This window comes from Burkholderia sp. AU33423, from assembly GCF_002223135.1.
GTDB lineage: Bacteria > Pseudomonadota > Gammaproteobacteria > Burkholderiales > Burkholderiaceae > Burkholderia > Burkholderia lata_D.
Genome location: NZ_NKFH01000005.1, coordinates 114,179 through 134,817 on the forward strand (window position 1 = coordinate 114,179; position 20,639 = coordinate 134,817).

21 protein-coding genes are annotated in these 20,639 nt (G+C 66.8%); 11 read left to right on the forward strand and 10 right to left on the reverse strand.

What is annotated here, in order from left to right; translation table 11 throughout:
* The first annotated feature begins 73 nt into the window (after nt 1-73).
* Nucleotides 74-1,903 (forward strand): glycoside hydrolase family 15 protein, encoded by a 1,830-nt coding sequence (locus CFB50_RS12960; protein ID WP_089446151.1) that lies wholly within the window; start codon nt 74-76, stop codon nt 1,901-1,903.
* Between the two features lie 212 nt (nt 1,904-2,115).
* A complete protein-coding gene (locus CFB50_RS12970) occupies nt 2,116-3,582 on the forward strand; it encodes a polyhydroxyalkanoate depolymerase (protein WP_089446153.1) in 1,467 nt (488 codons plus the stop codon).
* 88 nt (nt 3,583-3,670) lie between these two features.
* Here the strand turns inward: CFB50_RS12970 and CFB50_RS12975 are convergent, their stop codons facing one another.
* Nucleotides 3,671-4,303, reverse strand: a complete 633-nt coding sequence (locus tag CFB50_RS12975; protein WP_069248530.1) for a TetR family transcriptional regulator — start codon at nt 4,301-4,303, stop codon at nt 3,671-3,673.
* Nucleotides 4,304-4,459: 156 nt separating this feature from the next.
* Here CFB50_RS12975 and rsxB point away from each other — a divergent pair, with 156 nt between their 5' ends.
* On the forward strand, nt 4,460-5,461 hold the full coding sequence (gene rsxB / locus CFB50_RS12980) for an electron transport complex subunit RsxB (RefSeq protein ID WP_089446154.1): 1,002 nt from the start codon (nt 4,460-4,462) through the stop codon (nt 5,459-5,461).
* Entirely contained in the window at nt 5,458-6,102 is a 645-nt protein-coding gene (gene nth / locus CFB50_RS12985) for an endonuclease III (protein ID WP_069248532.1), read from the forward strand. Before rsxB ends, nth begins: the two co-directional genes overlap by 4 nt.
* Nucleotides 6,103-6,263: 161 nt before the next feature.
* On the opposite strand, the gene CFB50_RS12990 is transcribed toward nth, so the two are convergent.
* Nucleotides 6,264-7,193, reverse strand: coding sequence for a DMT family transporter (locus CFB50_RS12990; protein WP_089446155.1), 930 nt, complete (start codon nt 7,191-7,193; stop codon nt 6,264-6,266).
* 260 nt (nt 7,194-7,453) lie between these two features.
* Between CFB50_RS12990 and CFB50_RS12995 the strand changes: the two genes are divergently transcribed.
* Complete coding sequence (locus tag CFB50_RS12995) at nt 7,454-7,888, forward strand: DUF1841 family protein (protein ID WP_069248534.1); 435 nt, start codon at nt 7,454-7,456, stop codon at nt 7,886-7,888.
* A 99-nt stretch (nt 7,889-7,987) separates the two neighbouring features.
* Here CFB50_RS12995 and CFB50_RS13000 read toward each other — a convergent pair whose 3' ends face one another.
* Together CFB50_RS13000 and CFB50_RS13005 are read right to left on the reverse strand one after the other, a co-directional pair.
* Entirely contained in the window at nt 7,988-8,347 is a 360-nt protein-coding gene (locus CFB50_RS13000) for a c-type cytochrome (protein WP_011352792.1), read from the reverse strand.
* Nucleotides 8,348-8,387: 40 nt separating this feature from the next.
* Nucleotides 8,388-8,747, reverse strand: a complete 360-nt coding sequence (locus tag CFB50_RS13005) for a c-type cytochrome (RefSeq protein WP_011352793.1) — start codon at nt 8,745-8,747, stop codon at nt 8,388-8,390.
* A gap of 245 nt (nt 8,748-8,992) precedes the next feature.
* On the opposite strand from CFB50_RS13005, the gene CFB50_RS13010 reads away from it, so the two are divergent.
* The 5 genes from CFB50_RS13010 (at nt 8,993) to CFB50_RS13030 (ending at nt 14,125) form a co-directional block, all read left to right on the forward strand.
* The gene (locus CFB50_RS13010; RefSeq protein ID WP_089446156.1) at nt 8,993-9,835 is read left to right on the forward strand and encodes an AAA family ATPase; all 843 of its coding nucleotides are present in this window, start codon (nt 8,993-8,995) and stop codon (nt 9,833-9,835) included.
* A gap of 27 nt (nt 9,836-9,862) precedes the next feature.
* A complete protein-coding gene (locus CFB50_RS13015; protein WP_089446157.1) occupies nt 9,863-11,038 on the forward strand; it encodes a vWA domain-containing protein in 1,176 nt (391 codons plus the stop codon).
* 55 nt (nt 11,039-11,093) lie between these two features.
* Nucleotides 11,094-12,305, forward strand: coding sequence for a benzoate/H(+) symporter BenE family transporter (locus tag CFB50_RS13020; protein ID WP_089446158.1), 1,212 nt, complete (start codon nt 11,094-11,096; stop codon nt 12,303-12,305).
* Nucleotides 12,306-12,473: 168 nt separating this feature from the next.
* On the forward strand, nt 12,474-13,427 hold the full coding sequence (tal, locus tag CFB50_RS13025) for a transaldolase (RefSeq protein WP_089446159.1): 954 nt from the start codon (nt 12,474-12,476) through the stop codon (nt 13,425-13,427).
* Between the two features lie 242 nt (nt 13,428-13,669).
* The gene (locus CFB50_RS13030; RefSeq protein ID WP_089446160.1) at nt 13,670-14,125 is read left to right on the forward strand and encodes a VOC family protein; all 456 of its coding nucleotides are present in this window, start codon (nt 13,670-13,672) and stop codon (nt 14,123-14,125) included.
* A gap of 67 nt (nt 14,126-14,192) precedes the next feature.
* Here CFB50_RS13030 and mctP read toward each other — a convergent pair whose 3' ends face one another.
* From mctP to CFB50_RS13045, 3 genes are all read right to left on the reverse strand, one after another.
* Nucleotides 14,193-15,743 (reverse strand): monocarboxylate uptake permease MctP, encoded by a 1,551-nt coding sequence (mctP, locus tag CFB50_RS13035; protein WP_069248539.1) that lies wholly within the window; start codon nt 15,741-15,743, stop codon nt 14,193-14,195.
* On the reverse strand, nt 15,740-15,982 hold the full coding sequence (locus CFB50_RS13040; RefSeq protein ID WP_011352801.1) for a DUF3311 domain-containing protein: 243 nt from the start codon (nt 15,980-15,982) through the stop codon (nt 15,740-15,742). The genes mctP and CFB50_RS13040 overlap by 4 nt, the downstream gene beginning before the upstream one ends.
* 198 nt (nt 15,983-16,180) lie before the next feature.
* The gene (locus CFB50_RS13045; protein ID WP_089446161.1) at nt 16,181-17,098 is read right to left on the reverse strand and encodes a spermidine synthase; all 918 of its coding nucleotides are present in this window, start codon (nt 17,096-17,098) and stop codon (nt 16,181-16,183) included.
* Between the two features lie 142 nt (nt 17,099-17,240).
* Between CFB50_RS13045 and CFB50_RS13050 the strand changes: the two genes are divergently transcribed.
* Nucleotides 17,241-17,495 carry a hypothetical protein gene (locus CFB50_RS13050; protein ID WP_089446162.1) on the forward strand — a complete coding sequence of 85 codons (255 nt, stop codon included), beginning with the start codon at nt 17,241-17,243 and terminating at the stop codon, nt 17,493-17,495.
* A 19-nt stretch (nt 17,496-17,514) separates the two neighbouring features.
* Here the strand turns inward: CFB50_RS13050 and CFB50_RS13055 are convergent, their stop codons facing one another.
* Genes CFB50_RS13055 through htpG form a run of 3 tightly spaced genes read right to left on the reverse strand, consistent with a single transcriptional unit; the run spans nt 17,515 to nt 20,494 of the window.
* Entirely contained in the window at nt 17,515-17,991 is a 477-nt protein-coding gene (locus tag CFB50_RS13055) for a DNA-deoxyinosine glycosylase (RefSeq protein WP_069249341.1), read from the reverse strand.
* Nucleotides 17,991-18,587: a chorismate--pyruvate lyase family protein gene (locus CFB50_RS13060; protein WP_089446680.1), complete on the reverse strand. Its 597-nt coding sequence runs from the start codon at nt 18,585-18,587 to the stop codon at nt 17,991-17,993. Before CFB50_RS13060 ends, CFB50_RS13055 begins: the two co-directional genes overlap by 1 nt.
* Nucleotides 18,588-18,595: 8 nt before the next feature.
* Nucleotides 18,596-20,494 carry a molecular chaperone HtpG gene (gene htpG, locus CFB50_RS13065; protein WP_089446163.1) on the reverse strand — a complete coding sequence of 633 codons (1,899 nt, stop codon included), beginning with the start codon at nt 20,492-20,494 and terminating at the stop codon, nt 18,596-18,598.
* Nucleotides 20,495-20,639: the final 145 nt, after the last annotated feature.

Here is a 20,639-nt window from a genome sequence, read left to right on the forward strand (position 1 = left end):
GCGGTGCCAGCGCGTGAAGCCTTGGCCGGCGCCGTCCGCATTGTGAACTCGAATACCCAAGGATCGCCTGCCCATGCCTGCCCTGATCGAAGACTACGCCCTCGTCGGCGACGGCCACACCGCCGCGCTGATCGCTAAAGACGGCTCCGTCGACTGGCTGTGCTGGCCCCGCTTCGATTCGGGCGCCTGTTTCGCGGCGCTACTCGGCACCCCCGAGCACGGCCGCTGGCTGCTCGCGCCGGCCGCCGACGCCGCGATCACGCACACGACGCGCCGCTATCGCGGCGACACGCTGATTCTCGAAACCGACTACGAAAGCGCCAACGGCGCCGTCACCGTGGTCGACTTCATGCCGCCCGGCAACGGCTGGTCCGAACTGGTGCGGATCGTGGTCGGCCGCCACGGCACGATGAAGATGCGCATGGAGCTCGTGTTGCGCTTCGACTACGGCTTCTCGATCCCTTGGGTCACGCAGTTGACCCGCGAGGACGGCATGAAGGCGATCGCGGGCCCCGACACCGTCGTGCTGCGCACGCCGGTGCCGCTCACCGGCCAAAACCTTCATACGCTCGCGGAATTCACGGTGAGCGCGGACGAACGCGTGCCGTTCTCGCTCAGCTATGCGGCATCGCACCTGCGGCTGCCGCCCGCGCGCGATCCGCTGTCGATGCTCGCGCGCACCGAGAACTACTGGCTCGAATGGTCGGGCCGCTGCCAGGTGCAGGGCCGCTACGCGGCCGCCGTGCGCCGCTCGCTGATCACGCTGAAGGCGCTCGCATACGAGCCGACCGGCGGCATCGTCGCCGCGCCGACCACGTCGCTGCCCGAGAAGATCGGCGGCAACCGCAACTGGGACTACCGCTACTGCTGGCTGCGCGACGCGACGATCACGCTGCTCGCGCTGATGCGCGGCGGCTACTACGACGAGGCGCGCGCGTGGCGCACGTGGCTGGGCCGCGTGATGGCCGGCTCGCCCGAGCAGATCCAGATCATGTACGGGATCGCCGGCGAACGCCGGCTGCCGGAAATGGAGCTCGACTGGCTGCCCGGCTACCAGGACTCGCAGCCGGTGCGCATCGGCAATGGCGCCGCGAACCAGCTCCAGCTCGATGTGTTCGGCGAGGTGATGGCCGCGCTGCACCTCGCGCGGGTGGGCGGCCTGCAGGCCGACGACACGGTCTGGTCCGTGCAGTGCGCGCTGCTCGACCATCTCGAGAAGATCTGGCAGGAACCCGACGAAGGCATCTGGGAAACGCGCGGCGGCCGCCGCCATTTCACGTTCTCGAAGGTGATGGCGTGGGTCGCGTTCGACCGCGCGATCAAGTCGGCGGAAATGTTCCGGCTGCCCGGCTCGCTCGACCGCTGGCGCGCGCTGCGCGACCAGATCCATGCCGACGTGTGCACCAACGCGTGGCATGAAAGCAAACAGGCGTTTGCACAGAGCTACGGCAGCGACGAGCTCGACGCCAGCGTGCTGCTGATGCCGCTGCTCGGCTTCCTGCCGCCGGAAGATCCGCGCATCGTCGGCACGGTCGAGGCGATCGAGCGGGAATTGCTGCACGACGGGCTCGTGATGCGCTACCGCACGACCGACTACGACGACGGCCTGCCGCCCGGCGAAGGCACGTTTCTCGCGTGCAGCTTCTGGCTGGTCGACAACTATGCGCTGCTGGGCCGGATCGACGACGCGCACCGCCTGTTCAGCCGGCTGCTCGCGCTGTCGAACGACCTCGGGCTGCTCGCGGAGGAGTACGATCCGGTGGACGGGCGGCTCGTCGGCAACTTCCCGCAGGCGTTCTCGCACGTGGCGCTCGTGCATACCGCGATGAACCTGATGCACCACGAGGACGCAATGGCGCGCGCCGCCGGCCAGCCCGCGCCGGCCGTGGCGACGGGGCGCTGAACGGGGGCGCGAGCGGCTTGGTCAGAGAACGTCAAATCGCAAAACTTTGATGAAAAATCGGGGAAATGTTGCATTGCACCACCCATCGTTGTCCGATATGATCGACGCGATTGTCCGGCTGCAATGCAACATGGCCGGTCGCTGACCCACACGGCACGCCGCGACGCCTCACGCCGCCCTTGCGCACCGTCCCCCACGCGGGAGTAGTCTGCATGCTTTACCAACTGCACGAATTCCAGCGGGCCATGCTGAGCCCGCTCACGGCCTGGGCCCAGGCCGCTTCCAAGTCGTTCGCCAACCCGTCCAGTCCGTTCTCGCTGATGCCCGGTGCGCCGCGGATGGCCGCCGCGTACGAACTGATGTACCGGCTCGGCAAGGATTACGAGAAGCCCGAATTCAACCTTCATCAGATCGTCAAGGACGGCCACAACATCCCGATCGTCGAGCAGACGATCGTCGAGAAACCGTTCTGCCGGCTGCTGCGCTTCAAGCGCTATTCGGACGATGCCGATGCCGTCACGCAGCTGAAGGACGAGCCGGTCGTGCTGGTCTGCGCGCCGCTGTCGGGCCACCACTCGACGCTGCTGCGCGACACCGTGCGCACGCTGCTGCAGGATCACAAGGTCTACATCACCGACTGGATCGACGCGCGGATGGTGCCGGTCGAGACCGGCCCGTTCCACCTGCACGACTACATCGCGTACATCCAGGAATTCATCCGCCATATCGGTGCGCGCAACCTGCACGTGATCTCGGTATGCCAGCCGACGGTGCCGGTGCTCGCGGCGATCTCGCTGATGGCGAGCCGCGGCGAGGACACGCCGCTCACGATGACGATGATGGGCGGCCCGATTGACGCGCGCCGCAGCCCGACGTCGGTGAATTCGCTCGCGACGCAGCACTCGACCGCGTGGTTCGAGAACAACGTGATCCACACGGTGCCGGCGAACTATCCGGGCGAAGGCCGCCAGGTGTATCCGGGCTTCCTGCAGCACACGGGCTTCGTCGCGATGAATCCGGAGCGGCACGCGCAATCGCACTGGGATTTCTACCAGAGCCTGCTGCGCGGCGACGAGGACGACGCCGAAGCGCACCGCCGCTTCTATGACGAATACAACGCGGTGCTCGACATGGCCGCCGAGTATTACCTCGAGACGATCCGCGTCGTGTTCCAGGAATTCCGCCTGGCGGAAGGCACGTGGGATGTCGAAGGCGAGCGCGTGCGCCCGCAGGACATCCAGCACACCGCGCTGATGACGATCGAGGGCGAACTCGACGACATCTCGGGCAGCGGCCAGACGCACGTCGCGCACGAGCTGTGCACGGGCATCCCGCAGGACCAGCGCCGCAGCCTGACCGCCGAGAAGTGCGGTCACTACGGGATTTTCTCGGGCCGCCGCTGGCGCACGATCATCTATCCGCAGCTGCGCGATTTCATCCGCGAGCATGCACCGGAGCCGAAGCACGGTGCGACGAAAGATGTCCCGGAAGCGCCGGCCACCAAGACGCTCTCCGCCGTGCCGGCCGCCGACGCGCCGGCCGAAACGACGCGCGCCACGACAGCGAAGCGCGCGAAGGCGCCGGCGAAGGCCGCCGCCCCCGCCAAGGCCGCACCGGCCGCGAAACGCGCCGCCGCCAGCCCGCGCGCAAAAGCCGTGCGCACGCGCAAGGCCGCCTGACGCACCGCGTTCCGACGAAAAAACGCCGCCGTTGCCTGCGCACGGCGGCGTTTTTACATCGGGCGCCCGCTTCGGCGCGGTCAGTGCGTCAGCGCCGCAGCAGATACGCGAGCAGCACTTCGGTGTTCATCCGGACCATCTCCGCGCGCTCGTCGGCGTCGGTGAAGTCGCGGCCCAGCGTCGCGGCGAGCGTGAAGCGGTTCGACACGATGTAGTAGCCGAGCCCCGACAGCGTCACGTAGAAGCGCAGCGGATCGACGTCGGTGCGGAACAGCCCGGCCTTCTGGCCGCGCGTCAGCACGTTGCCGAGCTTCGCGACGATCGGCGACATCATCTCGCGGATCCGCGTCGACTTGTGCAGGTAGCGCGCTTCGTGCAGGTTCTCGTTGTTGATGAGCCTGAGCAGTTCCGGATGGTCGCGGTAGTAGTCCCAAACGAAATGCGCGAGCCGCGTGACGGCTTCGACCGGCGCGACGCCGTCGAGATCGAGCTCGCGCTCGACCTCGGTCAACGCGGAGAACGCGTGTTCGAGCACCGCCGTGAACAGCTGTTCCTTGCTGCCGAAATAGTAATAGAGCATGCGCTCGTTGGTTTCGGCCCGGCGCGCGATCTGGTCGACACGCGCGCCGAACAGCCCTCCACTCGCGAACTCTTCGGCTGCCGCCATCAGGATGCGGCGGCGCGTACCTTCAGGATCTCTTTTGATTTTTGGCTGATTCATGGTGGCGTTTTGCTATGTGAGCCGCTTGATCCGGACCGGCACCCCCACCGCCTTGGCGCCGGCCGCCCTGGAACGGGCGCGCCGCGGGCGGCCGCCCTCCTGCTGAGCCCCTGCAAAAAAGCGGTTCGATTATGCGCACAGACGGCGTCCAGCGCAATGCGGGAAATCGGCGATAATCAAGCTTTGGCAAACCTTTCCGGCCGCGCCCGACGCGGCCGAGAGCCATTCGGCGCCGCTGCGCCCGTTGTCACCGTGACCGATTCCAAAACACTCGCAGATCGCATCGAAGATCTGCTTCCCCAGACGCAATGCACGAAGTGCGGCTATAACGGCTGCCGTCCGTACGCCGAGGCGATCGCTGCCGGCGACGCGAACTACAACCAGTGCCCGCCCGGCGGCGCCGAAGGCATCGTGCGCCTGTCGAGCCTGCTCGGCAAACCGGTGATTCCGCTGAACCCCGTCAACGGCAGCGAGCATCCGCGCGCGGTCGCCTTCATCGACGAAAACCTGTGCATCGGCTGCACGCTGTGCATGCAGGCGTGCCCGGTCGACGCGATCGTCGGCGCGCCGAAGCAGATGCACACGATCATCGAGTCGCAGTGCACCGGTTGCGACCTGTGCGTGCCGCCCTGCCCGGTCGACTGTATCGCGATGCTGCCGGTGACCGGCGAACGCACCGGCTGGGACGCGTGGTCGCAGGAGCAGGCCGATGCCGCACGCGAGCACCATGACCTGCGGCTCGCGCGCCAGCGCCGCGAACGCGAGGCCGCCGAAGCGCGCGCGGCCGCACGCCGCGCGGCCAGTGCCGCGAAACCGGCTGCGGCACAAGCGGAAACGCCATCCTCCGCACCGGCCGCCGCACCTGCGGACGACGCCGAAGCGAAGAAGCGCGCGATCATCGCCGCCGCGCTCGAACGGGCGCGCAAGAAGAAGGAAGAGCTGTCCGGGCAAGGCGCCGGGCCGAAGAACACCGAAGGCGTGAGCGCGGCCGTCCAGGCGCAGATCGACGCGGCCGAGGCGCGCCGCAAGCGGCTCGCCGAACAGCAGGCCCAACGCGACGCCGAGGCGGCCGCCGCGAGCGGCAACGACGAAGAGAACGACGCAGGCAACGACGGCCCGGGTGGCCCGTCCGCACCGCCCGACCAGAACGCTCCATGAACGCCAGCAAACGACGCGCGATCTACGAAACGCTGCAGAGCCTCAATCCGCATCCGACCACCGAGCTCGAATACTCGACGCCGTTCGAGTTGCTGATCGCCGTGATGCTGTCCGCGCAGGCGACCGACGTGTCGGTCAACAAGGCAATGCGGAAGATGTTTCCGGTCGCGAACACCCCGCGGCAAATCGTCGCACTCGGCGAAGAAGGCGTCACCGAGTACATCAAGACGATCGGCCTGTACCGGACCAAGGCGAAGAACGTGGTCGCGACGTGCCGGATCCTGCTGGACCGCTACGACGGCGAGGTGCCGGCCGATCGCGAAGCGCTCGAAGGGCTGCCGGGTGTGGGCCGCAAGACCGCGAACGTCGTGCTGAACACGGCGTTCGGCCAGCCGACGATCGCGGTCGACACGCATATCTTCCGCGTCGCGAACCGCACCGGGCTCGCGCCGGGCAAGGACGTGCGCGCCGTCGAGGCCGCGCTCGAGAAGTTCACGCCGAAGGAATTCCTGCAGGACGCGCATCACTGGCTGATCCTGCACGGGCGCTACGTGTGCAAGGCCCGCAGGCCCGAATGCTGGCACTGCGCGATCGAGCCGCTGTGCGAATTCCGGCCGAAGACGCCCCCGCCGAACGAGTGACGCGCCACCGCGGCTGACATGCCGCAGGCCGCCCGGCGCCAGGCGGCCGCGCGCATGATGCACGCCGCGCCCGCCGTTAGTCGGCCGTCTAACCGCAGCCGCAGCCGCAGCCACGATAGCGCGTCGCCACCCGCGCCATCGCGCCGCTTCCCCCTTCCCGACTACGCGTTGGACGTCGCCGTCGCGTCGTCTGCCGCCGCGCCGCCCGCGCGCACCAGCGCCAGCACGGCAGCCAGAATCGCGACGCCGCCCGCCCACTGCAGCGGCGACAGCGCTTCGCCGAACAGCAGCGCCGCAAGCGCGACCGTCACGACCGGTTCGAGCGTCGACAGCATCGACGTGCGCGCGGCCCCGAGCCGTTCGAGCCCGGCAAAGAACGCGAGCATCGCCGCCACCGTCGACACCAGCGCGATCGCGAGCATCGACGCCCAGCCGCCGGCCGTCGCGGGCCAGCGCGGCGGCGCGCCGAACGCGGCGGTCCGCACGACGGCGATTGCCACGAGCGTCGCGGTTGCCGACAGGCAGATGATCGCGGTGGTCGCGAGCGGATCGACGCCGCGCGTCGCCTTCGTGCCGCCGACGATGTACAGCGAATAGATCACCGCAGCGGCCAGCGCGAGCGCGATCCCGAGCGGCTCGCCATGCCCGCCGCCGACCATCAGCGCCGAACCCGCGACGCACAGCACGAGCGCGACGGCCTTCGCGCGCGTGAGGCGCTCGCCGAGCCACCATGCGGCCAGCAGCGTGACGAAGGCCGGATACAGGTACAGCAGCAGCGCGACGAGGCTCGCCTGCGCGTGCTGCAGCGCGCTGAAATAGCAGAACGACTGCCCGACGTAGCCGAGCGCGCCCATCGCCACAAGCGGTGCGAGCGCGCGGCCGCGCGGCCACGCGACACGGCGATGCCGTGCGATCGTGGCGAGCACCGCGCCGCCGATCGCGAAGCGTACGATCAGCAGCCCGAGCACGTCGACGCCGGCCGCATACGCGTAGCGGCCGAAGATCGCCATCGCGCCGAACGCGGCGGCAGACAGCGCGACATAGAGCGTGCCCTGCAGGGCGGCGGACGACGTGTGGGTGGTGGCGGTCATGATGGAACGGGGACGATCGGCGTGGCGCCGGAAATCGTCGGAGTGTAACGGCGCGGCGGCGGCGAGCCTAGCCCGCGCTTACCCGTTCCCGGGCGCCGGCTCAGGGCGCCGGCAACCCGCCGGCGCCGCGCGACTGCGCACCTGCTCGCCCGGCAGGCCGCCGCGTAACCCGTTCCCGCCCGCCGCCAGCGCCGTCCGCCGACCCGGCGTACAATGCGCGACGCGGCATCACGCCGTCCGAATCACGACGTTTCCCCACCATGTTCAATCCAAGCCGCGACGAAGTGCGTCGCTTTTTCACCGAGACCTGGCGCAAGCAGCGCGCCGGCGAGATCCTGACGCCGCTGGAAGCGATCGCAGCCGACTGGATCGTCGAGCATCCCGAATACCACGACGAACTCGCCGACGCCGATGGCGCGACCGCACGCGAGTACACGCCCGAGGAAGGCCGCACGAACCCGTTCCTGCACCTGTCGATGCATCTCGCGATCAGCGAGCAGTTGTCGATCGACCAGCCGCCCGGCATCCGCGCCGCGCACGACAAGCTCGCGGCCAAGCTCGACTCGACCCACGACGCGCAGCACGTGATCATGGAATGCCTCGGCGAGACGATCTGGGAAGCCCAGCGCACGAACACGCCGCCCGATACCGACGCGTACCTGCAGCGCATCCTGCGTCGCGCATCGCGCGACTGAGCGCCGCGGCGCCGGCCCACGGGCGCCGGCGCGCGGACAAAAAAATACCCCGCCGAGGCGGGGTATTTTTGCTGCGCGAGCCCGTCGGGCCCGTCGCGCTTACTTCTTGAACACGAGATCGGTTTCTTTCAGCGACTCGATGTAGGCCGCGATGTCCTTCATGTCGCTGACCGAGAGGCTCTGCACCTGCGCCTGCATGATCGCGTTGTTGCGACCGAGCAGCGGATTCGTCAGGCCCATCTGGTACTGGCGCATCGCCCACACGAGGTAGTCGGCGTGCTGGCCGGCGAGGCGCGGATATTCGGCGTTGATCGGCTTGTTCATCTGCGCGCCGTGGCAGGCGGCGCAGTTGTGCGATTCGACCAGTTCCTTGCCCTTCGTGGTGTCCGCCGCGTGCGCGGTACCGATCGCGAGGCCGGCCGCCAGTGCAACCGCCGCCGTCTTGAATGCGTTGTTCATGAATGCTCCTGTCCCGCCGGTCAGATCGGCGGCGCGCGCTTTACTTGTAGGGATTGTCCTTCGTGTCGGCCTTCTGGACGGCGTAGTACGCCGCCAGATCCGCGATGTCCTGGTCCGTCAGCGAACCGGCGATCGCATTCATCGACGGGAAGTGACGATCCTTCTTGCGATAGGCCTTCAGCGCGTTCTCGAGATATTGCTGGTTCTGGCCGCCGAGGACAGGCACCCGGTAGACCTCCGGGTACGCCGCGCGGTAGTCCTGGATGCCGTGGCAACCGATGCACATGGCGGCCTTGCTCGCCCCGTCCTTCGGGTTGCCGACCACACCGGCCGCCTGCGCGCTGCCCGCGAGCGCCACGAGCGCTGCGACAACGACGTGTTTGCCGACGAATTTGTTCATAGCTCTTGTAACCTAGCTTGAGGGGAAACTGGCGCCGAAGCGGCAACGGCCCGCGCCGTTATGCTTATCAGGTCGCCACGCAGGCCAAAAAAACGGCCAGATTGTACCGCGTCGGCGGGGAACGCGTCCACAAGGCACCCCGGTTCTCCCCGCCACAGCCCCGCAACGATACGCGGGCGTGGCCCAACCGGACAGCCCTTCTGACTTATACTGGGTTTTTTTCCCCGATTGAGAAGAGCGCCGCCATGCGTTTCGAAGGGTCCTCGCACTACGTCGCCACCGACGATCTGAAGCTCGCGGTCAATGCCGCGCTGACGCTGCAACGCCCGCTGCTGATCAAGGGCGAGCCCGGCACCGGCAAGACCATGCTCGCCGAGGAAGTGGCCGCCGCGCTAGACATGCCGCTGCTGCAATGGCACATCAAGTCGACCACGAAGGCGCAGCAGGGCCTGTATGAATACGATGCCGTGTCGCGGCTGCGCGATTCGCAGCTCGGCGACGAGCGCGTGAAGGACATCTCGAACTACATCGTCAAGGGCGTGCTGTGGCAGGCGTTCGATGCCGAGCACCCGAGCGTGCTGCTGATCGACGAGATCGACAAGGCCGACATCGAATTCCCGAACGACCTGCTGCGCGAGCTCGACCGGATGGAGTTCCATGTGTATGAAACACGGGAAACGGTCCGCGCGAAGCACCGCCCGCTCGTCATCATCACGTCGAACAACGAGAAGGAGCTGCCCGACGCGTTCCTGCGCCGCTGCTTCTTCCACTACATCCAGTTTCCCGACCCGGCGACGATGCAGAAGATCGTCGCGGTCCATTTCCCGGACATCCGCGAGGAGCTGCTGCGCGCGGCGCTCGAGAGCTTCTTCGAATTGCGCGGCGTGTCGGGCCTGAAGAAGAAGCCGTCGACGTCCGAGCTGCTCGACTGGCTGAAGCTGCTGCTCGCGGACAACATCCCGGCCGACCAACTGCGCGGCGTGGATGCGAAGCAGATCGTCCCGCCGCTCGCGGGCGCGCTGCTGAAGAACGAGCAGGACCTGAGCCTGCTCGAACGGCTCGTCTACATGAACCGGCACAACCGGTAATCCTCTCTCACCCGCGAAGGCCCGGCCATGCTGCTCAATTTCTTCTACGCGCTGCGCGCAGCCAAGCTGCCCGTCTCGGTGAAGGAATACCTGACGCTGCTCGAATCGCTGAAGGCCGGGCTGATCTCGCCGTCGATCGACGCGTTCTACTTCCTCGCGCGGATGACGCTCGTCAAGGACGAGCAGTACTTCGACAAGTTCGACCAGGCGTTCGGCGCGTATTTCCACGGCGTGTCCGCGCTGCCGTCCGAAGCGTTCGACATTCCGCTCGACTGGCTCGAGAAGCGCCTCGAGCGCGAGCTGTCGCCCGAGGAAAAGGCGCAGATCGAGGCGATGGGCGGCCTCGACAAGCTGATGGAGCGCCTGAAGGCACTGCTCGACGAGCAGAAGGAGCGCCACGAAGGCGGCAACAAGTGGATCGGCACCGGCGGCACGTCGCCGTTCGGGCACGGCGGCTACAACCCGGAAGGTGTGCGCATCGGCGGCCCGTCGAACGGCAACCGCACCGCGGTGAAGGTGTGGGAAGCACGCGCGTATCGCGACTACGACGATTCCGTCGAGATCGGCACGCGCAACATCAAGGTCGCGCTGCGGCGGCTGCGCCGCTTCGCGCGCGAAGGCGCCGCCGAGGAGCTCGACCTGCCCGGCACGATCCGCAGCACCGCCGCGAACGCGGGCTGGCTCGACCTGCGGATGGTGCCCGAGCGCCACAACAACGTGAAGGTGCTGATGCTGCTCGATGTCGGCGGCTCGATGGATGATCACATCAAGCGCACCGAAGAACTGTTCTCCGCCGCGAAGGCCGAATTCAAGCACCTGGAGTTCTTCTACTTCCACAACTGCGTGTACGACCACCTGTGGAAGAACAACCGCCGCCGCCACTCGGAACGCACCGCGACGTGGGACGTGCTGCACAAGTTCACGCCCGACTACAAGCTGATCTTCGTCGGCGATGCAACGATGAGCCCGTACGAAGTGCTGCAGCCCGGCGGCTCGGTCGAATACAACAACCCGGAAGCCGGCGCCGTATGGCTGCGCCGCCTCGCCGACCAGTTCCCCCAGCATGCATGGCTGAACCCCGAGCCCGAGCGGCTATGGGAGTATCGCCAGTCCGTCTCGATCATTCGCGACGTGCTAGGCCATCGCATGTATCCGCTCACGCTCGCGGGCCTCGAAACCGCGATGCGCGCACTCAGCAAGTAACGACACCCACCAAGACACGAAGGCCGCGTCCGAGCGGCCTCCCCCCGGAGATAGCATGAACCCCTCGCCCACCGCGAGCGCCAGCCGCGCCGGCGGCCGCCGCTTCTTTGCCGATACGTCCGTGTCCGCGCTCGTCGCCGGCTTCGTCGCGATGATGACCGGCTATACGAGCTCGCTCGTGCTGATGTTCCAGGCCGGCCGCGCGGCCCACCTCACCGATGCGCAGATCTCGTCGTGGATCTGGGCGCTGTCGATCGGCATGGCGCTGACGACGATCGGCCTGTCGCTGCGCTTTCGCGCGCCCGTCGTCGTCGCGTGGTCGACGCCCGGCGCCGCGCTGCTGATCGCATCGCTGCCCGGCGTGCCCTACCCCGAGGCGATCGGTGCGTTCGTCGTCTGCGCGGTGCTGCTGACGGCCGTCGGCGTGAGCGGGCTGTTCGACACGCTGATGCGCAAGATTCCGGCCGGCATCGCCGCCGCGTTGCTCGCGGGCATCCTGTTCGAGATCGGCATCGAGATCTTCCGTGCCGCGCAGTTCCAGACGGCGCTCGTGCTCGCGATGTTCTTCACGTACCTGATCGTCAAGCGGCTCGCGCCGCGCTATGCGATCGTCACGACGCTGATCGTCGGCACGGTAGTCGCCGGCAGTCTCGGCCTGCTCGACTTCAGCGGCTTTCACATCGCGTTCGCGAAGCCCGTATTCACGATGCCCGCATTCTCGATCGCGTCGATCGTCAGCATCGGCATTCCGCTGTTCGTCGTCGCGATGGCGTCGCAGAACGTGCCGGGCATCGCGGTGCTGCGCGCGGACGGCTATCAGACCCCGTCGTCGCCGCTGATCGCGACCACCGGCCTCGCGTCGCTGCTGCTCGCGCCGTTCGGCTCGCACGGCGTCAACCTCGCGGCGATCACGGCCGCGATCTGCACCGGTCCGGAAGCGCACGAGGATCGCGCGAAGCGCTACACGGCCGCCGTGTGGTGCGGCACGTTCTACCTGGTCGCGGGGATCTTCGGCGCGACGATCGCCGCGCTGTTCGCGGCGCTGCCGAAGGCGCTCGTCGTGTCGGTCGCCGCGCTCGCGCTGTTCGGCTCGATCATGAGCGGCCTCGCGAACGCGATGCAGGACGTGAAGCAGCGCGAAGCTGCGCTCGTCACGTTCATGGTCACCGCTTCGGGCCTCACGCTGCTGTCGATCGGCTCGGCATTCTGGGGGCTCGTCGCGGGGATCGTCACGCAGGTGATCCTGAACGCGCGCCGCCCCGCGTGACGCGGCGCGGCCCCCGCCGCTGCGGCCCTCGGACACGCCAGAACGTGCCCGACACGAATCGGGCCTAGAATAGCGGATCGGAGGCGGTGCCCGGCGCCGCCTCGCTTCGCCGCCGCGTTCGCGCGGCCCGTGAGAACCCGGCGCCTTGCGCCCTTCTTCCGAATCGCCATGACTACCGCACTCGACCAGCTGAAGCAGTACACGACCGTCGTCGCCGACACGGGCGATTTCCAGCAGCTTGCGCAATACCAGCCGCAGGACGCGACCACGAACCCGTCGCTGATCCTGAAGGCCGTTCAGAAGGATGCGTACAAGCCGATCCTCGAGAAAACCGTCCGCGATCATCGCAACGAAAGCACCGATTTCATCATCGACCGCCTGCTGATCGCATTCGGCACCGAGATCCTGAAGCTGATTCCCGGCCGCGTGTCGACCGAGGTCGACGCACGCCTATCGTTCGACACGCAGCGCTCGATCGACAAGGGCCGCGAGCTCATCAAGCTGTACGAAGCAGCAGGCATCGGCCGCGAGCGCATCCTGATCAAGCTCGCATCGACGTGGGAAGGCATCCGCGCGGCCGAAGTGCTGCAGAAGGAAGGGATCAAGTGCAACATGACCCTGCTTTTCTCGCTCGTGCAGGCCGCCGCATGCGCGGAAGCCGGTGCGCAGCTGATCTCGCCGTTCGTCGGCCGCATCTACGACTGGTACAAGAAGCAGGCCGGCGCAGCGTGGAATGAAGAGCAGGATGGCGGCGCGAACGATCCGGGCGTGCAGTCGGTTCGCCGCATCTACACGTACTACAAGACGTTCGGCTACACGACCGAAGTGATGGGCGCGAGCTTCCGCACGACCAGCCAGATCACCGAACTCGCCGGCTGCGACCTGCTGACGATCAGTCCCGATTTGCTGCAGAAGCTGCAGGACAGCAACGAGACGGTCGCGCGCAAGCTGTCGCCGGAAGCGCTGCAGGACAAGCCGTCCGAGCGTGTCGCGATCGACGAGGCCGCGTTCCGCTTCCAGCTGAACGACGACGCGATGGCAACCGAAAAGCTCGCCGAAGGTATCCGCGTATTCGCCGCCGATGCGGTGAAGCTCGAGAAGCTGATCGACTCGCTGCGCTGAGCCGCTACAAGCGACAGCGGCTGTCAGCAACACTGGCAACAGCCGTCAGCACGCACGCCGCATACGGCCGCGAACGTCATGTTCGCGGCCGTTTTATTTTTCATTCCATCGTCAAGCACGCGCACTACAATCCACGTCACGGGTGCGTCGGCCGCCTCCCGAGGCCCCCTTTCCCAGTCAGTCTCGCACGACGCCGAACCCGCGCGAATGCGCAGGCCGGCTCCCCACTCCAGGAGACAACGATGCAAGTCCAACCGTACCTGACGTTCTACGGTCGCGCCGACGAAGCCCTTCAGTTCTACGAAAAGGCACTCGGTGCGAAGACGATGTTCAAGATGCACTTCAAGGACGCGCCGCCGAACCCCGACCACCCGATGACGCCGGAGATGGCCGACAAGGTGATGCACGCGAGCTTCACGATCGGCGACTCGATGATCATGTGCTCGGACGGCGACTGCAGCCAGCCGGCCGGCGCGGCGCACGCCGGCTATTCGCTGTCGCTGAACCCGGCAACCGTCGAAGAGGGCCAGAAGCTGTTCAATGCGCTCGCCGACGGCGGCGAAGTGACAATGCCGTTCGGCAAGACGTTCTGGGCGCTCGGCTTCGGGATGGCGAAGGATCGTTTCGGCGTGCACTGGATGGTCAACGTCGAAGACCTGTCGCAACGCGAGGACCTCGCGAAACGCGCGCAGGGATAACACGAACGACAAAGCCCGCCACCTTGCCGGTGGCGGGCTTTTTCATGGCGTGGCCGTGCAGGCAGCGTCAGCCTTCCACCACGTCGAGATAGTCCTCCGGCCGCGTGCGATCCTCAGCATGCGCCATGCCCATCACGCGCACCAGCACGCTCACCACCACCGCCACCACCAGGTTCACGACCAGCGACCACACGGCCGCGTAGCCAGGAATCGCGAGACCGAACAGGTGGATCGTGAAGATCGAGCTGGCCAGCTTCAGCGAGATCGCCATCCACGTGCCGCACACGATGCCTGCCGCCCAGCCGGCCAGCAGGCCGCGATGGTCGAGCACGCGCGTGTACAGGCCGAGCACGATCGCGGGCAGCGTCTGGATGATCCAGATCCCGCCAAGCAGCTGCAGCTGGATCGCGTAGGTCAGCGGCAGCCCGAGGATGAACGCGACGGCGCCGACCTTCACGATCAGCGACACGAGCTTCGCGACGTGCGTTTCCTGGTCGTGCGACATGTTGCGGTTCACGAACTCGCGGTGAATGTTGCGCGTGTACAGGTTCGCGGCCGCGATCGACATGATGGCCGCCGGCACCAGCGCGCCGATGCCGATCGCCGCGAACGCGACGCCGACGAACCACGACGGGAAATACTCGAGGAACAGCGCGGGCACCGCGAAGTTCGGGCCGAACGCCTTGAAGTACGGCGCGTACTGCGGCATGTCCTTCACGCCCGCTGCGAGCGCCATATAGCCGAGCAGCGCCAGCAGGCCGAGCACGAACGAGTACGCGGGCAGCATCGCCATGTTGCGGCGGATCGAGTTGCCGGACGACGACGACAGGATCGCCGTCACCGAGTGCGGATACAGGAACAGCGCGAGCGCCGAGCCGATCGCGAGCGTCGCGTACGCGCTGTAGCCGTTCAGGCTCATCGCGTCGGGCGCTTTCAGCAGCAGCTTCGCGGGCGGCACGCTCGCGAAGATGTGTCCGAAGCCGCCGAGCTTCGCGGGGATCACGATGACCGCCGCGGCGATCGTGATGTAGATCAGGATGTCCTTGACGATCGCGATCATCGCGGGCGCGCGCAGGCCCGACGTATACGTATATGCGGCGAGGATCGCGAACGCGATGATCAGCGGCAGGTCGCCCACGAAGCCGGTCGTGTCGAAGCCAAGCGCGCCGATCACCACCTCGATGCCGACGAGCTGCAGCGCGATATACGGCATCGTCGCGACAATGCCCGTCACCGCGATCGCCAGCGCGAGCATCCGGCTGCCGTAGCGCGCATTGACGAAGTCGGCGGCTGTCACATAGCCGTGCCGCTTCGCGATGCTCCACAGCTTCGGGAACACGACAAACGCGAACGGGTAGATCAGGATCGTATAAGGCAGCGCGAAGAAGCCCATCGCGCCGGCGCCGAACACGAGCGCGGGCACCGCGACGAACGTGTAGGCCGTGTAGAGGTCGCCGCCGAGCAGGAACCACGTGACGATCGTGCCGAAGCGGCGGCCGCCGAGGCCCCATTCGTCGAGATGGGCGAGATCGCCGCGCCGCCAGTTCGCGGCCAGGAAACCGATGATCGTGACGCCGATGAACAGCAGCACGAAGACGAAGGTTGCGCCGAGATTCATCGCGCACCTCCCTGCGGGCCGCTCGCCTTCCACGCGTTCTTGGTCTTGAAGTACACGAACGCGGTGATCACCGCGCTAATGAAGACCCAAAGCAGCTGGTACCAGTAGAAAAACGGAAAACCCAACCATTGCGGTTCGATCTTGCTGTACGACGGTACCCAGACCATCGCAATCAGCGGCAGTACCAGCAGCCAGAGCCAGCGCTTGGCGGCCCGGTTGGCGTCGGCATCGTGAGCCATGACGTCTCCTCATCTTTCCCGGTTATCGATCTTGTTGAGCGGGTACGGCGCCGAGAGGAGCGCAAAACGGGTAGGCTGCGGCTCCCCTGGCTTCGCGCCAGTATAGGAGCCGCCAGCACGCGGTCAAGCAGGGGCGAACCCGAGGTGATCCGCCCCTTGACGCGTGGTTGCACCGGCATGCCGCCGGTGCATGAAGCGTCAGATCGCGAACGCGGTGTCGCGTGCGCCGGTCGTTTCTTTCAAAGCTTTCACCCACTTGCGTGCGGGCAGCTTCAGCGTGTCCTCGATCAGCTTCGCCCGTTCGTCGAGCTGCGCGAACGACACGTCGAGCGCGGGGCCCGAGAACGCGATCGCGATCCGGTTGCCGTCGTGCACTTCCGGCAGCGCGATCACGCGGTGATCGAACGCCGCGTTCAGGTGCTTCATGTTGCGCACGAAACTCGGATGATCGCCGAACAGGTTGATCGTCGCGATGCCCGCGTCGGCGAGGCAGCCGCGCACCGCGCGGTAGAACGCGACGCTGTCGAGCACCGGGCCGCGCGCGGTCGCGTCGTACAGGTCGATCTGGATCGCGCCCGTCGTGCCGCGGTTGGCCGGATCGTTGACGAAATCCCAGGCGTCGGCTTCGTGCACGGCGAGACGTGCATCGTCGGGCGGCAGCGCGAACATCGTGCGCGCGGCGACGATCACCGCCGGGTTCAGCTCGACGGCCTCGACCTTCGCGTGCGGCAGGAAGCGGTGCGAGAACTTGGTCAGCGCGCCGGTGCCGAGCCCGAGCTGGACGACCCGCTCGGGCGTTTCGAGGAACAGCAGCCACGCCATCATCTGCTGCGCGTATTCGAGCTCGATATGCAGCGGCTTCGAGATCCGCATCGCGCCCTGCACCCATTCGGTGCCGAAGTGCAGGAAGCGCACGCCGCCTTCTTCGGAGAACGTAACGGGCGCGAAGCGCGGCTTGCGCGGGGCTTCGAGCACGGGCACGTCGTCGTGCTCGTCGATGTCCGGGCGGCGCTTCACGCGCGGCGGCTGGAGCTTTTCGGAGCCGTTGTAGGCGGACGGCTTGCTGCGCTTGGACGCGCGCGCCTCGGCGGACGCGCGCTTGATCAGTCGGGTCATGTGTGAATCTCGCTGGGTGAAGCTGGTTTTAGCGGACGAGAGGATAGCATTGGTGCGTGGTGACGGCCGCGACGAGCGCCCGACCATGCATGACATCGAATCCCGTTGGCGCTACGCTGCCTCACCGATCGAAGGAGAACATATGAACTCGACCGACAAGAAGATCTGGTTTCCGGCGAAGCGCTACGGCTGGGGATGGGGGTTGCCGGTCGCGTGGCAAGGCTGGGTCGTCCTGCTGCTCTTTGTGATGGGAATCGTGGCGGTCACGACACGCGTCTCGCCCGCCCAGTCACCACTGGCGTTCGCGGCTTGCATCGTGGTGCTGGTGGCTGCGCTCACGATCGTGTGCTGGCTGAAAGGCGAAAAGCCGAAATGGCGCTGGGGCAAGGACGAATAAGCGACGATCCGTCGAATCGTCAGGCACGAATCCCGTGCCACTGCGCGAGCTTCTGCTCGAACGTCAACATCGCATTCGCCGGGCTCGACGAAGGCAGCACGAGCGTGTCGTACCCCGCCGCGCCGATCACCTCCGCAAACCGGCCCGCCGTCTTGCCGTTGAAACACACGCGCTTGAGCAACGGCGCATGCTCGCGCAACGACGCGAAATCGTTCGGCTTCGCATGCCGGATCGCCGAATCGAGGCTGCCCTCGCGATGGCACGCGGCCAATACATCCCAGATACCAATCCCGTGCGACAGCACGCGCTCGAGCCGCGCGTCGTACGCGAGCTCGTGCAGCCCGTGCTCGCCGAGCACCGTGCCGAGCAGGCGCCAGAACTGGTTACGCGGATGCGCGTAATACTGCGCGGCGTCGAGCGACGCCTCGCCCGGAAAACTGCCGAGGATCATCGTATGCGTATGCGCCGCGACGACCGGCGGAAAACCCCGCAACATCACGCGCCTCCGCCCGGCCCGCCCGAGCGCGGCCCGTCGCCGTGCGCATCGAGATGGCGCCACAGCGCCGGCAGCATGCACTCGGTGACCATCAGCGGCTTGCCGTGACGCTGGAACACCGAGCGCCGCGCGGCGAACGAATGCGGTGCACGCACCCCGCCAAGCGCATGCGTCGCCAGCGCATACAGCGGATGGCCGGCGATCACGCGCCGGCTGACGAGCGCCGAACGCTCGACCTGCGGATCGCTGTACAGCAGCTCCGCCAGCGGCCGCGTGCGCAACCGCCGCATCGCCTGCCACACGCCCTTGCTGGCCGCGAGCGGCGCGATGCTGTGCGCGGCGACGAACGGCGTGCCGTCGACCGACAGGATCACCTCGCGCACCCACATCGGTGCGCGCGGCGCACTGGCGAGCGCGACCGGCTCGTCGAACCACGGGCAGTCGACGGCCTCGCGCGTCACGCGCACGTTCACGCGGCCGAGCCGCGCGAGGTGCGCGGTCAGCGATCCGCCGCGCGTCAGCCAGTCACGCTGGTCGAGCGTGCAGCCAGGCCGTGGCGTCTCGCGCCAGCCGGCCTGACCGCCGTCGAATCGCATGCGTGCGTTCACGCGGCGCGCGACAGCAGCAGCGCGTTGGTCCGCTTCACGAAGCTTGCCGGATCGTCGAGCATGCCGCCTTCGGCGAGCAGTGCCTGATCGAACAGCAGATGGCACCAGTCGCCGAAATCGGCGCTGTCGGCATTCAGCTGCTTCACGAGCGCGTGCTCGGGATTGATCTCGAGGATCGGCTGCATCGCCGGCGCGTTCTGGCCGGCCGCCTTCAGCATCCGCTGCAGGTAGCCGCTCATGTCGTTGTCGTCGGCAACGAGGCACGACGGCGAATCGGTCAGACGGAACGTGACGCGCACTTCCTTCACCTTGTCGCCGAGCGCTTCCTTCATCTTCTCGACGACCGGCTTGATCGCCTCGCCCGCCTGCTCCTGCGCCTTCTTCTCCTCGTCGTTCAGCTCGCCGAGATCGAGATCGCCGCGCGCCACGCTCGCGAGCGGCTTGCCGTCGAATTCGTGCAGGAACGACAGCATCCATTCGTCGACGCGGTCGGTCAGCAGCAGCACCTCGACGCCCTTCTTGCGGAACACTTCCAGATGCGGGCTGTTCTTCGCGGCCTGCCACGTATCGGCAGTCACGTAGTAGATCTTGCTCTGCTCGGGCTTCATGCGCGACACGTAGTCGACGAGCGACACGTCCTGCGCGTCGGTGTCGCCGTGCGTCGACGCGAAGCGCAGCAGCTTCGCGATGCGCTCGCGGTTTGCGTGATCCTCGCCGAGGCCTTCCTTCAGCACCTGGCCGAACGCGCCCCAGAACGTCTTGTACTTCTCCTTGCCGGCATCCTCTTCCGCGTTCGCGAGCTCTTCGAGCATCGACAGCGCACGCTTCGTCACGCCTTCGCGGATCGCCTTCACGTCGCGGCTTTCCTGCAGGATTTCACGCGACACGTTCAGCGGCAGGTCGGCCGAATCGACGACGCCCTTCACGAAACGCAGGTATTGCGGCAGCAGCTGCTCGGCGTCGTCCATGATGAACACGCGCTTCACGTACAGCTTCAGGCCGCCGCGATAGTCGCGGTTCCACAGGTCGAACGGCGCGTGCGACGGCACGAACAGCAGTTGCGTGTATTCGCTGCGGCCCTCGACGCGGTTATGCGTCCACGTGAGCGGATCCTGGTGGTCGTGCGCGATGTGCTGGTAGAACTGCGTGTACTGCTCGTCGGTGACGTCGCTCTTCGAACGTGTCCACAGCGCGCTCGCCTGGTTGACGGTCTCGTCCTCGTCCTTCAGGACCATCTCGCCCTTTTCCTGATCCCATTCTTCCTTCTGCATCAGGATCGGCAGCGCGATGTGGTCAGAATACTTCTGGATGATCGACTTCAGCCGGTGCGACGACAGCAGGTCGTCCTCGCCTTCGCGCAGGTGCAGCGTGATCGTCGTGCCGCGCTGCGCGCGCTCGATCGCGTCGATCGTGAAATCGCCCTCGCCCGCGCTTTCCCAGCGCACGGCCTCGTTCGCCGGCAGGCCGGCGCGACGCGTCTCGACGGTGATCTTGTCGGCGACGATGAAGCCCGAGTAGAAACCGACGCCGAACTGGCCGATCAGCGCCGCGTCCTTCTGCTGGTCGCCGGACAGCTTCGTGAAGAACTCCTTGGTGCCCGAACGCGCGATCGTGCCGAGGTTCGCGATCGCCTCGTCGCGGCTCATGCCGATACCGTTGTCGTCGATCGTGATCGTGCGCGCGGCCTTGTCGTAGCCGATGCGGATGCGCAGGTTCGGATCGTTCTCGTACAGCGCGTTGTCCGCGAGCCCTTCGAAACGCAGCTTGTCGGCCGCGTCGGACGCATTCGACACCAGTTCGCGCAGGAAGATTTCCTTGTTGCTGTAGAGCGAATGGATCATCAGGTGGAGGAGTTGCTTGACCTCTGCCTGAAAGCTCATCGTTTCGTGTGCCATGGATGCTGTTTCCTCTTACTTGAACTTGAATGGTATGGCGCGACCGCCCGGCGCGCGATGCCGGCCGGCCCGTAACAGACAACCGCCCGGCGCATGCGGTTTGCGCGCGTATCTGGAGGCGGCACACCCGATTTCAAGGGCGGGC